This window comes from Enterococcus sp. DIV0213h, from assembly GCF_051711285.1.
In the GTDB taxonomy this organism is placed as follows: domain Bacteria; phylum Bacillota; class Bacilli; order Lactobacillales; family Enterococcaceae; genus Enterococcus_D; species Enterococcus_D casseliflavus.
In genome coordinates this window covers 1595338-1614435 of sequence record NZ_JBIOMH010000001.1, presented here as the reverse complement: position 1 = coordinate 1614435, position 19098 = coordinate 1595338, and the positions used below count along the sequence as shown (strand labels likewise).

16 protein-coding genes are annotated in these 19098 nt (G+C 42.1%); 4 read left to right on the top strand and 12 right to left on the bottom strand.

All coding sequences use genetic code 11. From position 1 onward, the window contains the following. Positions 1–172: 172 nt before the first annotated feature. From IGI77_RS07290 to IGI77_RS07265, 6 genes are all read right to left on the bottom strand, one after another. Positions 173–1225 carry an LPXTG cell wall anchor domain-containing protein gene (locus IGI77_RS07290; RefSeq protein ID WP_438769781.1) on the bottom strand — a complete coding sequence of 351 codons (1053 nt, stop codon included), beginning with the start codon at positions 1223–1225 and terminating at the stop codon, positions 173–175. 182 nt (positions 1226–1407) lie between these two features. Beyond that, positions 1408–2814, bottom strand: a complete 1407-nt coding sequence (locus tag IGI77_RS07285) for an Ig-like domain-containing protein (RefSeq protein ID WP_438769779.1) — start codon at positions 2812–2814, stop codon at positions 1408–1410. A 305-nt stretch (positions 2815–3119) separates the two neighbouring features. After that, complete coding sequence (locus tag IGI77_RS07280) at positions 3120–5210, bottom strand: ABC transporter permease (RefSeq protein WP_438769778.1); 2091 nt, start codon at positions 5208–5210, stop codon at positions 3120–3122. Further along, on the bottom strand, positions 5182–5958 hold the full coding sequence (locus IGI77_RS07275; RefSeq protein ID WP_016610278.1) for an ABC transporter ATP-binding protein: 777 nt from the start codon (positions 5956–5958) through the stop codon (positions 5182–5184). Before IGI77_RS07275 ends, IGI77_RS07280 begins: the two co-directional genes overlap by 29 nt. Before the next feature lie 89 nt (positions 5959–6047). Beyond that, positions 6048–6995 carry a sensor histidine kinase gene (locus tag IGI77_RS07270; RefSeq protein ID WP_154694402.1) on the bottom strand — a complete coding sequence of 316 codons (948 nt, stop codon included), beginning with the start codon at positions 6993–6995 and terminating at the stop codon, positions 6048–6050. Next, positions 6992–7687: a response regulator transcription factor gene (locus tag IGI77_RS07265; protein ID WP_005225805.1), complete on the bottom strand. Its 696-nt coding sequence runs from the start codon at positions 7685–7687 to the stop codon at positions 6992–6994. Before IGI77_RS07265 ends, IGI77_RS07270 begins: the two co-directional genes overlap by 4 nt. A gap of 162 nt (positions 7688–7849) precedes the next feature. Between IGI77_RS07265 and IGI77_RS07260 the strand changes: the two genes are divergently transcribed. After that, positions 7850–8467, top strand: coding sequence for an FMN-dependent NADH-azoreductase (locus IGI77_RS07260; RefSeq protein WP_005225804.1), 618 nt, complete (start codon positions 7850–7852; stop codon positions 8465–8467). Between the two features lie 134 nt (positions 8468–8601). Here IGI77_RS07260 and IGI77_RS07255 read toward each other — a convergent pair whose 3' ends face one another. The 4 genes from IGI77_RS07255 to tyrS all read right to left on the bottom strand — a co-directional run bounded on the left by IGI77_RS07255 (position 8602) and on the right by tyrS (position 12258). After that, positions 8602–8988 (bottom strand): cytidine deaminase family protein, encoded by a 387-nt coding sequence (locus IGI77_RS07255; RefSeq protein WP_284591247.1) that lies wholly within the window; start codon positions 8986–8988, stop codon positions 8602–8604. A gap of 44 nt (positions 8989–9032) precedes the next feature. Next, the gene (locus IGI77_RS07250) at positions 9033–9926 is read right to left on the bottom strand and encodes a deoxyribonuclease IV (RefSeq protein WP_005225802.1); all 894 of its coding nucleotides are present in this window, start codon (positions 9924–9926) and stop codon (positions 9033–9035) included. 88 nt (positions 9927–10014) lie between these two features. Continuing rightward, positions 10015–10926 carry an AEC family transporter gene (locus IGI77_RS07245; RefSeq protein WP_005225801.1) on the bottom strand — a complete coding sequence of 304 codons (912 nt, stop codon included), beginning with the start codon at positions 10924–10926 and terminating at the stop codon, positions 10015–10017. Positions 10927–10995: 69 nt separating this feature from the next. Further along, entirely contained in the window at positions 10996–12258 is a 1263-nt protein-coding gene (tyrS, locus tag IGI77_RS07240; protein ID WP_005225800.1) for a tyrosine--tRNA ligase, read from the bottom strand. A gap of 262 nt (positions 12259–12520) precedes the next feature. Between tyrS and IGI77_RS07235 the strand changes: the two genes are divergently transcribed. Further along, positions 12521–14965 (top strand): transglycosylase domain-containing protein, encoded by a 2445-nt coding sequence (locus IGI77_RS07235; RefSeq protein WP_034868505.1) that lies wholly within the window; start codon positions 12521–12523, stop codon positions 14963–14965. Between the two features lie 142 nt (positions 14966–15107). Here the strand turns inward: IGI77_RS07235 and ccpA are convergent, their stop codons facing one another. After that, positions 15108–16106, bottom strand: a complete 999-nt coding sequence (ccpA, locus tag IGI77_RS07230; protein ID WP_005225798.1) for a catabolite control protein A — start codon at positions 16104–16106, stop codon at positions 15108–15110. 194 nt (positions 16107–16300) lie between these two features. Between ccpA and IGI77_RS07225 the strand changes: the two genes are divergently transcribed. Together IGI77_RS07225 and IGI77_RS07220 are read left to right on the top strand one after the other, a co-directional pair. Beyond that, on the top strand, positions 16301–17401 hold the full coding sequence (locus IGI77_RS07225) for a M24 family metallopeptidase (RefSeq protein ID WP_438769777.1): 1101 nt from the start codon (positions 16301–16303) through the stop codon (positions 17399–17401). A 54-nt stretch (positions 17402–17455) separates the two neighbouring features. Next, a complete protein-coding gene (locus IGI77_RS07220) occupies positions 17456–18334 on the top strand; it encodes an NAD-dependent epimerase/dehydratase family protein (protein WP_438769776.1) in 879 nt (292 codons plus the stop codon). Positions 18335–18415: 81 nt separating this feature from the next. On the opposite strand, the gene IGI77_RS07215 is transcribed toward IGI77_RS07220, so the two are convergent. Next, the gene (locus IGI77_RS07215; RefSeq protein WP_087627328.1) at positions 18416–19096 is read right to left on the bottom strand and encodes a YtxH domain-containing protein; all 681 of its coding nucleotides are present in this window, start codon (positions 19094–19096) and stop codon (positions 18416–18418) included. Positions 19097–19098 lie beyond the last annotated feature (2 nt).

The following is a 19098-nucleotide window of genomic DNA, read 5'->3' as shown; positions in this document are numbered from 1 at the left end:
TTAACAAATTTTCCTTTCGTTATCTGTATATTTTCATAAAAAAAGTCTGACGCCTCAAAACGATCGTCAGACTTTTTGTTAAAAACGGTAAAACAAAACGTGATTGTGCTTTCTGGGGAAGAAAATTCCAATCGTGGGTTATCAATTCTCTCATTATCCTCGGCTTTATTCTTTACTGTCTCTCATCAGAAAATAACTTTCGATTCAGCCAAAAAAGGAAGACAGTAAGGATAACCACGCCTAGACCAAAGAATAAATAGCGAATACTCGTATTTTTGCTGCCGGTTTTCGGTAGTAAGGCTCCATTGACCTCATTAGCACTGCTTGTCTCCGTAGGTTGTTCCTGTTCCATTTTCACTGAAGACGATGCTTTAGCGAGTTGTTTGCCTACGGGATCATTGGAGGAAACACTTCGCTTGCTTGACTGACTTTGGTTAGGCGCTAATTTGTTTGGTTTCGTTTCTGAATCTGAAAGATCCTCAGATGCCGCTTCACTAACGGTCATTGTTCCTGTTGTTGCGGTGGTTTCTTGACTCCTAATTGTCTGACTCGATTCACTCTCACTAACTGGTTGGGTGTTGAAGTTTTCTGACTCACTTGCATTGTGACTACTTTCGATACTTTGAGAATCCTGACTTGTGTTTTCCGTAGTAGAAGTCCTTGGATCCGTCGATTGAGAGTCGCTAAATTTCGGTTCGATACTACTAAAGGAAGAGCTTGTTTCTTCAGACACCTTAGAGCTTGCGCTTATCTCAGAGTTCGTGGTCTCACTAGAGCTCGGGGGTGTTATTACCTGCCATTGACTAGGCTTCAAGTTTTCAGTAATCGTTGTTTCACCGTCATAAATCACAACTAAATCTACTTTATCCACACTTTTGATCTCATCGATGGCCATCTCAGCATAGATCCTTAAGTAGTTTTCAACACCTGAAAACCAATCGACATTTGTTAGATACGTTTCACCAATCACCTTTTCACTGTGTCCATTGCCATCCCAACCATAAGTTAAACGGATACAAACGTTTTGTGAAGTCAGCGTTTTGTTCGGCCGTACCGGGATCGTAATGACTTTCAAGGCTTCATCATAGATCACTCGATTCGTTTGAACAGAAAACGATAAATTCCCTCCGGCTCGTTCTTTTGCTGAAGTATGATCGAAACCAAACACCAGTAGCAATAATCCCGCTAACAGCAAAATCAACACAATTCCAACCAGTTTTCTCATTTCCTCACTTCCTAAATGAATATTTCAAGATAACTTGATAAGGAAATTATAATAAATTCTCAGAGAAAACATGCGCCGAAAAAAAAAGGAAAGACCCAATAAAATGGCATCTTCCCTTTAAATAAGTCTTTATTAATTATTCTTCCAAGTAAAAAAACTGCCTCCAAAATTTCAGTTTCTATCTACCTGATAAATTTACTCCAACTTAACTTCAATGCGCATCCTGCTAAAACCATTCCTATTGCAATCCATAAATGATTAGACGATTCATTCGTTTGAGGAAACTGCTGTTTTTCTGATTGATTATGCAAATTATTTGATTGGGATACCTGCATGTTCCCAGGGGTTGAACTTTGATGTGTAATCGCTCCATTATTACTAGAACTACTCCCGTTATTTGATTCTGAACTACTAATCATACTGCTTTCGCTACTTGGTTCCGTACTACTACTCGTACTGCTTTCACTACTTGGTTCCGTACTACTACTCGTACTGCTTTCGCTACTTGGTTCCGTACTACTACTCGTACTGCTCTCACTACTTGGTTCCGTGCTACTGCTGGTGCTACTTTCACTACTTGGTTCCGTACTACTACTCGTACTGCTTTCACTACTTGGTTCCGTGCTGCTGGACTCCCCTGGTTCACCGGTTCCGCCACCACCGCCACCATAGCGTGGCGTATAGCCAGTAATACTGCTTGTTCTTGGCACATCATTGACCAAAGCATCAAGGATGCCCCGATTGGTATATTGTTCCAATGAACCATCCGTTTCTGTTTTGTAGGTAATGTAGATCCGTTCCTCTGTATCCCGCAAAGGAATTTCAAAGGATCCGTCACTATTTAAAACGATCGGTACTTGCTCGACATACGTTGGGTTGGAAACGCTGGGTCCATAGACCACTCGAGCACTCGTACTGACTAGTGTCTGATGAGGACCTAAAAAGTCAATAAACGTTCCATCTTTGATCGTCACTTGGTCCGTGTCAAACGAGTTGATATACACTCGCCAATCAATGATCCGTTTGGGTTCTTGCGTACCTAAATATAGTCCTTGTTTGGTGAGTAAGGCACCCTCCCCTGAATCATCCACTGCTTGAATAAAAATAGGCACCGATTGCGTCCCATTTGCCGTTTCAAAGTGGATGTTGTTGATCTGGTTTTCTATCACGTCATCACTGAACTTTGTCCAAAAATAAAAGTCCCCATGTACATTGGTATTTTGTTCGACAAATTCTGTGAAAACAAAGGTTAGCTGATTGCCAACTTGGGTAACATTGACCACTAAGTTGTTATTTTCATCGTATAAAGCATACGTATTATTAACGCCTTCAATCTCAGCTGGCAAGGTGACGGTCGCTTTGTCACCTGCTTTTAAATCACCTAAGTCCTCCAAACTCCAGGTCATATCTATTTTGAAGGAATCATCCTTTTCAATACTTGTGATGACCTCGTTGTGGCTATTAACGATCGATACATTGGTGATCAGCTTGGCACCCACATCGGTTTCCCCATAAACAACCCGCATACCAGCAAAAACAGGAATCAACAGCAGCAAGACAGCAAATGCTTTTCCTAAACGTTTGATCATTGGTTTCCTCCCTTAAGTGAGCGCTTAGCTAACCCCATCGGTCACAGCAATTACTGTACTCGACATGAATATTTTCATTAATAGTTGTCTTTTCGTTTCACGGTAAGAAAAATAGACTTCCAGTTGCCACATTCTTGCCGCGTATCCGCGACTGCCTAATAGAATCAGTGTTACCTAATTTTATCGGCTTTTCGGTGATTTACACAATTAAAACGCTTCATTGGTGAAAGAAAATAACAATGCAGCAAACAAAAAAACCAAATCCCAATCTGTGTTGATTGAAAGGGATTTGGCTAAAAAATAAATCACTCTGTCGGATCGGCGATTCGATCAATTTGCTGGAAGTACCGGTACTGACAAACAAAGTAAAAAACGATTTGGAAAATCAAAAAGAGACTAACGATCACGCCATAGTATTGCCAAACAGGCAATTCTACTAAAATACGCAAAGCGGTCATTGCCACCGCAAAATGGATCATTGCCACGACTGTTGGCAAGAAGTACATCACTTGCAGCTGGCGTCTCAGAACGTTGTGACGCTCCTTGGGCGACACGCCTAAAATATGCAAGGAACGATGGTACGCCCCATCTTTATCTAAATCTGCAAATAAACGGAAATAGATAATCGAAGCGGAGAAAATAAAGAAAACCGAACCTAGTAATACCGTGATCATTAAGATGATGCCATTTCCTTGACGATTTTCTTGGAAAACTTGGTATTTCGAGGTATAAAATGTGCGGACGGGTATATCTTTTGTAGCTTCGGTCCACTCTTCATCTGTATACTCACCTTTGGCCTCCAGCTCCTGACTAATTTCTTCATATTGCTGATCGATCAAGGCATTTTCTTTATCTAACTTTCCATTGAAATCAGATACCAATTCAGGTGTTTCAGCCCATTCTGGATAGTCTAACCAAATAAAACCAGATTCCATATCATCGTTAGATTCTTGTAAGAGAGCTTGCCATTCCTCAAAGGTCTTATCTGTCACAACTGACAAACCAAAGTGATTCAGAGAAAGCATTGAGGGGCTGTGGACAATCGTAATATCCTTTTTTATACCGGTTTCTGAACCCAATTCAAGTGGATAGATACTTGTGCGTTCGTTCTCAGGGACTTCTAGAAGCTGTTTTCGACGTGAATAATTAGCACTAAGTGTCATTATTTGATTATCTGCAACGGAATCAGCTTCCTCACCGATTTGTTTCATCATTTTCTGATAGTCGCTTTCTCGCATAATTGAAAAGCCATTCGTCGTATAAAATGAATCATTCATAACTGCAGATTCATCAAGATTCGCATAGGCCCATAGTAAGGAAACACTATCCGTTACAGGTGCGTACCCTTTTTCTTCTATGGCAGTTTTAATTTCATTCATTTTCCCCTCAGAATGATCGAGGTCTTCTGGCCCAGACCATGGAAACACATAGGCTACACTGATTCCTTGGATCGAAGAAAAAGAAGAACTGCCGATCGCCAGCATCACGGAAATCCCAACGAATGCCACGGAGGTACTAATAGCGATCAAACTATACATCGCCGCATTGTCTCGCATGCGAAAGATCCATTCGCTGATAGTCAGCATCCGAGTCCCTCGTAAGAAGGTTGGGCGTTTCTTTAATCGTTTCAATAGAAATACGCTGAACTGATGGAATGACAAGATCGTGCCTGCAACAGTCAACAAGACTCCTAGCATAAGTGGCAGCATTGAGTAGGTTTGGTAGCTAAAATAAAAGACCGATCCATAGCCAACTAGTAACAGCACAATTCCTGAAAATGCCAATGCCCAATGACTTTTTGGCTCAGGACGTGGTTTTTCATTTTCCTTGATCAATGAGATGATCTGTTCTCCTTGCAAGGCGCGAGTACTGAAAAAGGAGATCAAAAGAAAAATGAAGACATAGATCCCAAAGGTCAATCCTAAAGCTTCCAGAGGAACCATAAATTTCAGTCCTTCTGTTAAGTACATGACATTTTGCGCAATCAGCAGCAACAATTTCGTCACTAAAATCCCCAACCCAATACCGGTCACTGTGGCGCCGGTTCCTAAAAGGGCATTTTCGACAAACAAAATCTTTCGCAGATCTTTTTCTTCGATCCCCAAAATCAAGTAGATCGCCAGATCACGTTTGCGTCGTTTCAAAAAGACCACAAATGTATACCATAAAAACAACAGCGACAGTAAGGCGATCACCACGAGTGCGACGGATAGACCAACCTTAGCTAAGCTTGAAAGTGTATCGCTATTAGATAAGTTTTCTTCCAATTGCGGATGAAAGAGCAAAAGACTAAAGATATAAAACACCATCGCCGCAAAGGCGCTGCTGACGAAGTATGCTGCATAGGTTCGAAAATTCCCCCGCAGATTACGAATGATCAACTGTCTGAAATTCATGACGGCGACCTCCTAAATGTGCTAGGACTTCAAGAATTTTTTGATAAAATTGCTGTTGATCAGCACCACGATAGACTTCGTTATACAGCTTTCCGTCTTTGATGAAAACGACCCGATCAGAAAAGCTGGCGGAATACGGATCATGGGTGACCATCATAGTGGTGACTTTTCGCTGTTTGTTCATCTGACTTAGTATTTCCATGACATCTCGTGCTGCCTTGGAATCAAGATTACCCGTCGGTTCGTCTGCTAAAAGCAATTCTGGTTGATGGATCAAAGCTCTAGCAATCGCAACTCGCTGCTGCTCTCCACCGGAAAGCTGATAGATGCGTTTGTCTTTTTTCTCATAGATCCCAAGTTCACGTAATAGCTGCTCCGAACGTTCTTTCATCTCAGGAACTGCCACCCGATCCAATGTCAGTGGTAAAATCACATTCTCAAGCACGCTCAATGGCGAAAGCAAATTGTAGTTTTGAAAAACAAAGCCTAGTTGCCGACGACGAAACTCCGCGAGTTTTTGCTTAGATAATTCTAGTGGCTGCTCTCCCTTGAGGATCACCGAACCTGAAGTGGGTTTATCCAATGTTGCCACCAAATTCAGCATGGTGGTCTTGCCACTGCCAGATGGACCCATAATGCTGATAAATTCTCCTTCTGGCACTTTGAGATCGATTTGTTGTAAAACCTCAACAGACACTTCCCCTGTATAGGTTTTCGATACATTTTTCAATTCTAGTAAAGCCATCATCTTCACTCCTTTGCTACCAGTTTAGCAGGCGACACCGCAATCAGTTATCGATTTCATGATAGAAAGCTTACAAAATTGTAAGAAAGCCTTCACCTCCGAAATGTTAAGGTAACCGTCGTGCCTTGATTCTCCTTAGAGGCAAGCGATACATCGATATCTAATTGCGTACTGATCGTTTCAACTAAATAAAGACCGATCCCAGTTGCCTCTCCTGTTTGCCGCCCATTCTGACCTGTATAAAAGGGGCGGAAAACCCGCGGGAGATCCGCTGCTGCAATCCCGCAGCCTTCATCTGCGATCGTTAAGCTTCTAGAAAAAGGATCGATCTCAAAATAGACTTTACTGTCTGGCTTTGAGTACTTGATGGCGTTGCTGATGAGTTGAAACAGCAAAATACCTAGCCATTTTTTGTCTGTTGTCACCGTGATATCTGCTTCACTCATCAGCTTCGGATAGACTTCACTGCGAATAAAATTTCGCTTCTGGTCACCGATACTGTGTTTTAACAATTCCAACAATGAGGCTGATTCGATAACGAAGTCCTCCGTGAAATCTTCCAAGCGCACAAAATTCAGCGCAGTCGCCAAGCCACTTTTTAAGCGATCTGTTTCAGCCAAAAGATCATAGCTATCGACTTCTTCACTTTCAGCCATTAGCGCCAAAACTGAGACAGGTGTTTTCATTTGATGAACCCAGATATTCATGAAACGAATATGATTTTGATGGTGCTGATCTAATTCTGTCAGCCGCTCTTGCTCTTGCTGTTCATGGGCATCGAACTGCTTGCGCCATTGCTTGGAAAGGTAGCCATTGCTTCGGTGTGTCGCTCTTCCATGCTTGATATACTGATAAAACGCAGTATTGGAAAGGTAATCTACCAAATAAACAAGAACAATGAACAGCCCGAATAGAAGCAGACCATAACCAATTACGAGGTAATTTCGATAGCCATCCAACCAAATCACTAAAACGAACAATGAAATGGCTAGGAACGTAACGAGTAGTTTAGGTAAATGAACACTTGCATATGCTTTCATTCTTCCGTACCTATCACTGATAAGGCGTAGCCCTTTCCGCGAATCGTTTGGATCGGATCATTGATGCCCATTGCCGCCAGTTTTTTTCGCAAACGGCCGACATTGACAGAAAGCGTATTGTCATCAACAAAGCGCTCATCATCCCATAATAGATTTAAGATCCGTTCCCGTTTGACCATCTCTGGGTGTGCCGACATTAACAGGGTCAATAATTCTCCTTCTCGAACAGTCAGCCATTCACTGGCTTCACGATAGACCATCTTCAATGCTTCGGGATAGTAGATCAATTCGCCAGCTTTCAAACTTCTCGCCCGATCAGACTGTGCATAATCCCCGTAGACTCTACGAATGTGGCTTTTTACTTTTGCCAGCAGCAAATCATAAGAAAAAGGTTTGACTAGATAATCATCAGCACCATATTCTAGAGCCATCACTTGATCCATATTGCCGTCACGGGCGGAGATGAAGAGAATTGGAACCAACGAACGTTCCCTGATTTTTTGGCACCAATAAAACCCATCATAATAAGGTAGATTGACATCCAACAAAACCAAATCAGGTTGGATCATCAAGAATTCATCTAAAACCGCAGCGAAATTTTCTGGAACAAAGGTTTGATACGCATAGCGGGATAATTGATTTTCCATCATTTTGACTAACGATTTGTCATCTTCGACCACGAATATTTTCATAGAAATCCTCCTGTTTTCTCTAAAGTTTACCAAATCTGTGTGAAAAAAACTGCAAAATTCCAGCTTTTTTAAAAAAAGTGTACTTATTTATTGTAAGCAAAATTATTTTATAGTATACTACGTTTTGTGATTAAAACTTACTTAAAGTAAAGGTGGAAAAAAATGAAAAATATTTTAGTTGTTAAAGCCAATAACCGTCCTGATGGAGTATCTGCAAAAATGTTTGATACGTTCGTTGAAAATCTTGATACCAACAATGTGGACGTTGTAACCTTTGATGTGTACGCACAACCAATGCCTTATATCGGTCAAACGTTATTTGAAGCATTTGGCAAACTTTCACAAGAACAAGAATTAAACCAAGAAGAACAAGAATTGATGACTGTCCGTCAAGACGTGATGAACAAATTCGCAGCAGCGGATACCATCGTTTTCGCTTTCCCAATGTGGAACTTAACGATTCCTGCTGCCTTGCACACATTCATCGACTACATCTTCCAAGCTGGCTTTACTTTTTCTTATAACGAAGATGGTTCAATGAACCAATTATTGAAAGACAAAGAAATCGTTCTATTGAATGCCCGTGGTGGTGTTTACTCAGGCGAAATGAGCGCAATGGAAAACGCTGTAACCTTTATGGAAAAAGTTTTCGGTGGTATGTTCGGCATGAACATCACAGAAGAAGTAATCATTGAAGGCCACAATGCAGATCCTTCTAAAACAGCAGAAATCATTGCTGAAGGTTTAGAACGCGTAGCAGCTGCTGCGAAAAAATTCTAATCATTGCTATCGATCAACTCCTCAACAAAGCGCTATTGCTTGTTGAGGAGTTTTTTTATCCAAAAACTTAGCTCGTCCATGGATCGATAAAATAAAGAAGCCCCTTAGAACACAGCGGTCTAAGGGGACTCTTTTTATTTTGATGCTTTCCAATCAAAAGGCAACAGCTCTTCTAGCGTCATGATTTTTCCTGCTGCGATCATGACCTGCGTGTTATGGTTGGCAGGATCCAGCTGGCTGATGAATTCACGGCAACGACCACAAGGTGGGATCGGCTCACCTACCGAATTGATTGCAACCATCTGTAACACCCGCTGCTGACCATCAGTGATCATTTGCGCAGCCGCAGCCTGTTCGGCGCAAAAACCCATAGAACAGCTGGTATCGATACAGATCCCTGTATAAATCTGTCCATCTGCAGTAGCCAGAGCTGCCGCAACACTCCCTGCTTCTGCAAATTGAGAGAGCTGTCTGAATCCCAGTTTTTGCTTCGCGGCATCGATCAGCAACTGAAAGTCCATTTTTCTTCCTCCAATAATAAGCTGCTCATGGTTAAATGAACCGTTTAAGCACCCGCCATGATTTTCGTCAATAGCTCAGGATCAAAGGTCTTTTCCCGCAGCATCGCGATTTCATAGCCATAAGGGGCTTTTTTATTCTTTTTGTCTTCGCCAACATAGGGTGTTTCCAAAATTTTCGGTAACGCTGATAATTGCTCATGATGAACGATCTTATTCAAGGCTTCAAAGCCGATCGTGCCAAAACCAATATTCGCATGTCGGTCTTTGTGGCTGCCCTGTGGATTTTTTGAATCATTGACATGGATGACCTTCAAGCGATCCAACCCGATGATTTTGTCAAACTCGTTTAACACGCCGTCAAAGTCTTCTTTGACATTGTAGCCAGCATCGTTCGTGTGACAAGTATCTAGTGTAACGGATAATTTTTCATTTAAGGTGACACCATCGATAATTGCTGCCAATTCTTCAAAGCTGCGACCGATCTCGGTGCCTTTACCTGCCATTGTTTCTAATGCGATCTGGGCAGTTTGATTTTTTTCAAGGACCTCGTTCAAGCCTTTAATGATCTGCTTGATCCCAGCTTCTGGTCCTGCACCGACATGGGCACCGGGGTGCAATGTGATTTGAGTTGCACCTAAAGCTTGGGCTCGTTGGATTTCTTCTTGTAAGAACGAAACAGCAAAGCCAAAGTTTTCTGGTTTGATGGTATTGCCTAAATTAATGATGTACGGGGCATGGACGACGATATTCGAAATTCCTTTTTCCGTCATAAAATCTTGTCCAGCTGCGATCTGCATCTCTTCGATCGGTTTGCGCCGCGTGTTTTGCGGAGCTCCGGTATAGATCATAAACGTAGTAGCTTGATAGCTAGCTGCCTCTTCTGCTGCTCCTAAAAGCATTTTTTTGCCGCTCATTGAAACGTGTGAACCAATCAACATTTTTCTTTTCCTCCTAAATCTAGTCTTCTCTATTATCGATAAAAGCGCCTTGTAAAGCGATTATTTTGCTCATTGCCGTATTTTTTTATCAAGCGAGTCCAAATAACATCAGAACACCCGTCATTAGCGGCATACTTATCAAAAAGCTAATGGAAGAAACGAACCCCACCGCTTCTTCCTCCATTCCAGCAATCACGGAATTAATGACACCGAATAAAGGAATTGGAGCAAACACTAACAAACAAAGAACTGGCTTTAATAAAACTGGGATTGGTAAAACATAGAAAGCTGCGAACAGCACGAATGCCAGTCCGTACCGCAAGCTTAAAATTTTGATCACTGTTTGGGTGGTGTGCTTCGGTAAGCGGAAATCCAAAAATAAGCCAATCATAAACATGGACAAAAACGTATTTGCGATCCCGATTGGTTGGACAAGCGCCAATGCCGCTTCGGGAATCCTCCAATCCGCACTGCGGATAATCAGCATCACTAGATAAATAGTAAACGTTGGCGAACGCAGGAGATTCAAAAAGATTTTCCCTGGTTCAAACGTCGTCCGCTTTCCAATCAAGAATTCGATGAAAATCGTCGTTCCCCCTGCCAACATGATACTGTTCCCCATATCAAACAGCGAAATCAGCGGAATCCCTAAAGGATAAAAGCTTTGGGCAAAAGGAATCGCAAAATTGCCGATATTAAAGCCTGAACCGCAGTACATCGCAAACTGCTGCAGCGTGTTCGATTCTTTTTTGGTCAAGAAAAATGCGAAGAGGATCTGAACGATCGTAATGATCAACGCGATCACAATCAAACTAAGCGCACTGACTTGTACTTGCATTGAAGCTAAATTCAAAATGATTGCTGCCGGTAACGTCACATTCAAAATAATTTTGGATAAGATCGAGCCATCCGCTTTTGAAAGGACGTTTAGCCGCTTAAGAAAATACCCTAAGAAGATCATGGCAAATAAACCGGCGGCATTCAACACTATATTTCCCATTCCAACAAAAACCCTTCCTCTACAAAAATTTGAAAAAAGCGAACCAACAAGGCGGTTCGCTTTTTGCGATTAAAATGTTAATAAGAAATATTTTTTCTTGCCACGACGAATCACGACGTATTTTCCACCGATCCGATCACTTGCTTGGAGCTCGTACGTTAGGTCTTGGACGCGTTCCCCATTGATGTAGATGGCACCATTTTGAACGTCTTCTCTTGCTTGACGTTTTGATGGTTCGATTTTAGCAGTCGTCAACACTTCAACGATGTTCAAAGAATCATCTGCTGTTACCTGATGGCTTGGCACCCCTTTGAAGCCTTGTTCGATCTCTTCAGCGTTCAATTCTTTGATATTGCCACTGAATAAACTTGCTGAGATGCGTAAGGCTTGTTCATAAGCCTCTGCCCCATGAACCAAAGTAGTGACTTCTTTTGCCAAAGCTTTTTGTGCTGCTCGAGATTCTGGTGCAGCGTTAAATTCTGCTTCGATCGCAGCGATTTCTTCTAATGATAAGAAGGTGAAATATTTCAAGAATTTGACTGCATCACGATCATCCGTATTGATCCAGAATTGGTAGAACTCGTAAGGCGTCGTTTTCTTGGCATCTAGCCAAACCGCATTGCCTTCTGTTTTCCCAAATTTCGTTCCATCTGCTTTTGTGATCAATGGCATAGTCAAACCGAACCCTTGGACTTCACGCTCACGACGTAATAATTCGATCCCAGAGGTGATATTCCCCCATTGATCGCTACCGCCTAATTGCAACAAGCAACCGTGGTTGTCGTAAAGATTCAAAAAGTCATAGGCTTGTAATAGCTGGTATGCAAATTCCGTGTAGGAGATCCCAGTTTCGATCCGACGTTTGACACTTTCTTTGCTCATCATGTAATTGATGGTAAAGTTTTTCCCAGTGTCGCGCAAGAAATCAATCAGTTTCAATTCCCCTAGCCACTCATAGTTATTGGCAATGATGGCAGGATTTTCTTGGTCATCAAAATCAATGAAGCGAGATAATTGGCTCTTGATACTTTGTGACCATTCTAAAACGGTATCTAGTGTGTTTAATTGACGTTCTTGATCTTTAAAGGATGGGTCACCGATCATTCCTGTACCACCGCCTACTAATGCGATCGGCACATGTCCGTTTTGTTGGAAACGGCGCAACATCAAAATAGGCAATAAATGACCAATATGCAGGCTATCTGCGGTAGGATCAAAGCCGATATATAGTTTCACAGACTCTTCATTTAATTGTTTGGTCAAGGCTGCTTCGTCTGTGGTCTGATGAACTAATCCGCGTTGCTTTAGCTCTTCAAAAAAGTCTGTACTCATTCTTTCTCCTCCTAATAATTGCTTCATTGTTCATCTTAACTGAAAAAGAGGTCAATGAAAAGTCTTTCTCTCAAAGTCCTTTACCAAAAAAGAAACTTTTAGGCAAATCCGTTCATTTTCCTTTATTATCGCTGGTTCAATACAAACACCAACTGGCATTTTCTCCCACACTTCTTTCGATAACAGATAGGGTGCTACCCAAGCGCCTTGTTTTTTGCTATAATTACACGGAATCTATTCTAATTTATTGAGGTGACTCTTTTTGTCCCAGAAAACGAAAAATCAAAAGAATACAGAAAACAAAAATAGAGGCTGGTTCTATTTCAACATCAGTCTTAGGGTTTTACATGCCCTGTTCTTAGTTGCTATTTCTTTGCTGGTTCTAGGCGGTTCTTTAGCCTTAGGGATCGGTGCCGGCTACTTTGCTTTTCTTGTGGAAGATACCGCAGCTCCTTCTAAAGATGAGTTACAAAAAGAATTGACCGACATCACAGAGACTTCTCAACTCGCATACGCTGATGGCAGCAAAATCGCAACGATTCGCTCGGATCTAATGCGAACGTCGGTTAATTCCGATCAAATTTCAGATTATTTGAAAAAAGCGATCATCGCAACAGAGGATGAATATTTTAATATTCATAATGGGGTCGTACCAAAAGCAGTCGTGCGGGCATTATTGTCAGAAGCGACAGGCTTTGGCGGCAGCGGGGGTTCCACTTTGACCCAGCAGCTGGTAAAACAACAAATCCTTTCCAGTGAAACGACCTTTAAACGCAAAGCCAATGAGATTTTATTAGCCATGGAAGTGGAGAAATTTTTCGATAAAGATGAGATCGTCACTATGTATTTAAACATCTCCCCTTTTGGTCGAAACAATAAAGGGCAAAATATCGCAGGTGTGCAAGAAGCGGCGCAAGGAATTTTTGGCGTCAACGCAGCTGACCTGTCTTTACCGCAAGCAGCCTTTATTGCGGGTCTGCCACAAAGCCCGATCGTCTACAGCCCTTATACAAATACGGGTGAGATCAAGGAAAACTTGACCGCTGGCTTAGAACGAAAAGACTTCGTGCTCTTCAGTATGTATCGTAACCACGATATCACGAAAGAAGAATACGAAGAGGCGCTTAATTATGACTTGAAGCAAGACTTCAAAAAACAAGAAGCCATTGAACAAACGGATCAAAGCTTCCTTTATTACACTGTGTTAAATGAAGCAAAAGACATTATTGCCAAACAGCTGGCAGATGAAGATGATGTCAGTGACGAAGAATACGCCAAAGAGGAAACCTATCAAAAATACTTCGAATTGGCGCAGCAAAAACTTGTTAATGGCGGCTATACCGTCACATCAACGATCGATAAAGATATTTATAATGCGATGCAAGATGCCGTCGACAAATACGGCTATATGCTAGACAACTGGGGTGACTCCACCATCGAAGTCGGCAATGTCATGATGGACAACGCCACTGGGAAAGTACTAGGCTTTATTGGCGGTCGTAACTATGCTGACAATCAATTCAACCATGCCTTTGATGCCAAACGCCAAGCAGGTTCAAGTATCAAACCCATGCTGGTTTACGGACCGGCGATCGAAAGTGGCTTAATGGGCTCTGAATCGATGGTTTCTGACTATGCCGCAAAATGGCGGACAGGAGAAAACGCCGGTGAGCCGATCGTCAATGCCACAAACCGTGGAACCAATACTTTTATGTCGATTCGTGAATCATTGGAGGTTTCCAGTAATATCGCAGCGACAAATATTTTCCAAGATCTTTGGGAAAAAGAAGGCGATCATTTTTATGCCTACACAAATTATTTAAGCAAAATGGGCTATCCCGAAGATAATAGCTGGGCGTATGAATCAGCGCCATTAGGGGTTACAGATGTCACAGTCTTGAATCAAACGAATGGCTTCCAAACATTTGCCAATAATGGTGTTTATCAGCAAGGCTATATCATCGAATCAATCAAAGACAATGAAGGCGAAGTGCTTTACCAGCATGAAGCCAAACCTGTCCAAGTCTTTTCAGAAGCGACGGCTTCCATCATGACCGACATGATGCGTAGTGTCATCGATGAGCAAAAAACCAGTTCCTTTAAATCGGTTATCAGCGGATTGGATTGGAACCTCGGAAATGCCGATTGGGTCGGAAAAACTGGTTCCACCAACAACTGGTCGGACTCTTGGCTAGTCGTCTCCACCCCATCGATCACCATCAGCAGCTGGTCAGGTCGAGATGACAATAAGGGGACCGATAGCGCTGCAGGAACTCGGACAGCCAACTATATGGCTTACTTGATCAATCGTATTTATCAAACAAACCAAGAAGTCTTTGGTGTGAATCAGAAGTTTGAACTTTCTAGTGATGTCAAAAAAGCTCAAGTTTCCAAGTTTACTGGTACCCAACCAGGAGGAACCGTGCGAGTCGATAATCGGACCTATACCAATCCAAGCAGTACCGTTACTTCGTATTGGGCCACTGGCGGACCAGATACGGTCGATTTCAAATTTGGACTCGGTGGTTCAGATGCAAACTACGCTGACTATTGGAGAAAAGCATCTTCTAGCCGTTCAACAAATCGTTCGTCGAATACATCATCGAATAACGCATCCAACAATGTTACACCTACGGCAAATGATGAGGATGACGATGAGGAACAGCAAGACAATAATCAACAAAATACCAACAATAATGATGACTGATCAGCCTTGTGCTGATCAGTTTTTTTATGCAAAAAAAGTGTGAGGAGAAAATCCATAGATTTTCTCCCCACACGAACGATCGCTGAAGCAAAAAGTGGAACAACAAGGCGTTGTTCCACTGATCGTTTGATCAAATCGCTGCTTATTTCGTAGAGCTTTTTTCTGAAATACCGTAAGGCAAGACGATCGTTTTTTGTTCTACATCTTCTTTGTTCATCATTTTTGTCAATAGACGCATCGCAACGGCACCCATATCATACAATGGTTGCGTCACACTTGATAAGCGTGGACGAGCTGCTTCAGCCAATAATGAATTGTTGCTGGTGATGATCTCGAAATCTTCAGGAACTTTAACACCTTTGTCTAACAAACCATCTAAGACACCGATGGCTAACTCATCGTCTGTGACATAAGCTGCTGTTGCACCACTGTTGATGATGCGATCAACTAAGGCTAAGCCTTCTTTAAAGCTGTATGGTGATTCAAAGATCAACCCTTCAGAATATTCAAGGTTGTTTTCTTTCAAGGCTTCTTTATAGCCTTTCAAGCGGTTTTGGCCATTGATTGGATCGATCAAAGCACCGCTGACAAAAGCGATTTTTTGATTGTTTTTCGCCAATAATGAAACAGCATCTTTGGCAGCTGCTGTGTAATCGATATTGACACTTCCTACTTGTTCATCAGGATCGATCGAACCAGCTAAAACGACTGGTGTTTTTGAGCGAGAGAATTCTCCGCGAATTTCATCCGTGATGCGATGACCCATGAAGATAACGCCGTCCACTTGTTTTGCTAACAAGTTGTTCAAAACGTTGACTTCTTTCATTGTATCGCCATCAGAGTTGGCTAAGATGATATTGTATTTATACATGGTCGCTACATCATCGATCCCACGAGCAAGTGATGAGAAGAACATATTGCTGACATCAGGAATGATGACACCAACAGTCGTGGTCTTTTTACTTGCTAACCCTCGAGCAACTGCGTTTGGACGATAATCCAAGCGGTCGATCACTTCCAGCACTTTCTTACGAGTTGCTGGTTTTACATTTGGATTTCCGTTGACTACCCGTGAAACAGTTGCCATCGATACATTCGCTTCCCGTGCAACATCATAAATCGTAATTGTTTGTTTTTCCATGATATATCTCCCTTATTCTATTTTCAGAAAATCTTATTTACATTTCTTTGTTAGGATAGCAAATTTTTTCCGTATTTGCAACCGTTTTAATTTTGTTTTCATGAAAACTTAGCAATTTCCTACTTTCCCCGCCCCTATTCTCTTCTAAAGCATGATAAAATAGAAAAAGAATACTTGAAAGAAGGTTTTTTCAAATGAATGATAAAAAAATCAATGAGTTAAATGGCTGGTTGAAAACCAATGGCGCAGATGTTGCCTATATTTCTAATCCAGCAACGATCGCTTATTTTTCAGGTTTTAAAAGTGAACCTCATGAACGGGTCCTTGCTTTGTTTGTCGCACCTGGAAAAGATCCCTTTCTTTTCACACCAGCTCTGGAAGTAGAAGAAGCAAAAAATAATGGCTGGCCCTTTGACATTATCGGTTATCTCGATAGCGAAGACCCTTGGGCGAAAATCTGTCAGGAATTGACCTCTCGTTACCAAGTTTCTTCCTTGGCACTAGAAAAAAATGACCTTTCCGTCGAGCGCTATGAAGCATTGAAACGGTTTTTGCCACAGACCGATTTTTCTTTAGATGTGACTCCGGTCATTCAAAAAATGCAGTTAACCAAAACGGCTGCTGAAATTGACACCTTGCTAGAAGCTGGCAACTGGGCAGACGTTGCTTTTGAGATTGGATTTGCTGCCATCAAAGAAGGCGTCAGCGAAATGGCAATCGTTGCGGAAATTGAGTACGAGTTGAAAAAGCGTGGGGTTTCCCATATGTCCTTCGATACGACGGTGTTAGCTGGTGCCAATGCAGCAAGTCCTCATGGCGTACCTGGTGACCGCAAAGTGACTGCCAATGAACTCGTCTTGTTTGACCTAGGGGTCGTTTGGAAAGGATATTGCAGTGATGCAACCAGAACGGTTGCCTATAAAGAACCGACTGCATTACAAAGAAAAATTTATGACATCGTTCTTGAAGCTGAACTAGCAGCGCAAGCAGCGGTCAAACCTGGGATTACCGCTGGAGAATTAGACAAGATTGCTCGTGATGTGATTACTGGCTATGGCTACGGCGACTACTTCAACCATCGTCTAGGTCACGGAATCGGGACCACGGTTCATGAGTTCCCCTCTTTGATCACTGGCAATGATTTAGTGATCGAAGAAGGTATGTGCTTCTCTATCGAACCGGGCATTTATTTACCAGATCAGGTCGGTGTCCGCATTGAAGACTGTGTGTATGTCACTGCAGATGGCTGTGTACCTTTTACCAAGACAGCAAAAGAATTATTGATCTTATCTTGATTTTCCTAATGAAACGGCGCAACATGTTAGCATTACATGAAAAGGAGTGTTCTTATGAGTAAAAAAGTGTTGGTTTTAGGCGGCACGCGTTTTTTCGGTAAATATTTGGTCCAATCACTAATTGATCAAGGATTGGACGTGACGATCGCTACCCGAGGGAACACGAAAGATTCCTTTGGCGATCAAGTCAACAGAATCATCTTCGATCGCACCGACGAAGAAAGTATCAAAACGGCATTAACAAAAGAAACCTATGAGGTCGTTTACGACAATATTGCTTATACTTCCAATGACATTGAGATTCTCCTGCGTCATGTCACACCGAAGCGCTACATCGTTACTAGCTCAATGTCTGCGTACCATGAATTACACTTCGATTTGATTGAAGCGGATTTTGACCCTGCTAAAGAACCCTTCAGACTGGTCAGCTCTGAGGAGGTCGATTATGCACAAGGCAAGCGAACCGTGGAAGAGATCCTGACCCAAAAATACAGTCAGATCCCGTCCGTTTTTGTCCGCTTTCCTTATGTGATCGGTGCAGATGATTACACAAAACGTTTTACCTTTTACATTGACCATCTGATAAAGCAAAAGCCAATGGCTGTCGATAATCTAACGCATCAAATGGGCTTTGTGGATGCCCAAGAAGCTGGTAAATTTTTAGCGTTTCTAGGTACTAGCTCGTTCACAGGACCCATCAATGGTGCGTCAAAAGGTACAGTTTCCTTAGAAGAAGTGCTGCAATACGTAACGAAAAAAACTGGTCTTTCCCCGCTCTTTTCAGAAACAGGCGATCAAGGCCCTTATAATGGTACACCTGCTTATTCGATCAATGTGGAGCTCGCTGAGGAAATTGGCTTTCCATTCAGTCACCCGCAGGATTGGCTCTATCAACTTTGCGATTGGGAAATCACCCAAGCATCAAACGAATAACTACCAAAATCACAAAAAAACGTTCGCCGATTTAACTGGCGAACGTTTTTATCTTTTGAAGTAATCAAGTTTTATCCTTACTTATGCTTCAGGATTGTTTTTTTCTAATGTATCTTTTAATTCTTCTTTCGCATCTTCTAAGTCAGCTTTAGCATCTTTTGCTTCTGCTTTCGCTGTTTTTTTGGCATCATCTGCTGCTTTTCCAGCTTCTTTTTTCAAATCAGCTGCGGCTGCTTGACCGTCTTTTTTGGCTTCTTCAACGACAGGTTTTGCTTCTTGTGCTCCTTCTTTGACGGTTTGTTTCATATCCGCTGCAGAAGATTTTGCATCAATGATGATATCTTGCACCGTGTCATCAGCGTCTACTTTGGCATCTTTCGCTGATTCTTTGACCTCGTTCGCTGATTTTTTGAAGCGTTCTGATAGATCACCTGCTTGTTTCTTTAACTCTTCAACGGTTTCTTCTGATGAACCAGCTGCTGTTTCTTTTAAGTCATCGACTTTCGCTGTTAAAGAACCGGTGAAGTCAGATGCTTGCTCGCTTAGTTTTGCCGCTTTGTCTTTAGCGATATCGACAAGATCCGTACTTCTTTCTTTGGCTAAATCACCATAATCAGATGCTTTATCTAATAAATCGTCTGCTTGTTTTGCTAATTTATTTCTTAATGTCTTACCAGATTCTGGCGCCAACAAAAGTGCTGCTGCTGCTGCCGCTGTTCCTCCGATGATTGCTCCTAATAAAAATCCGCCTTTTTTACTCATTG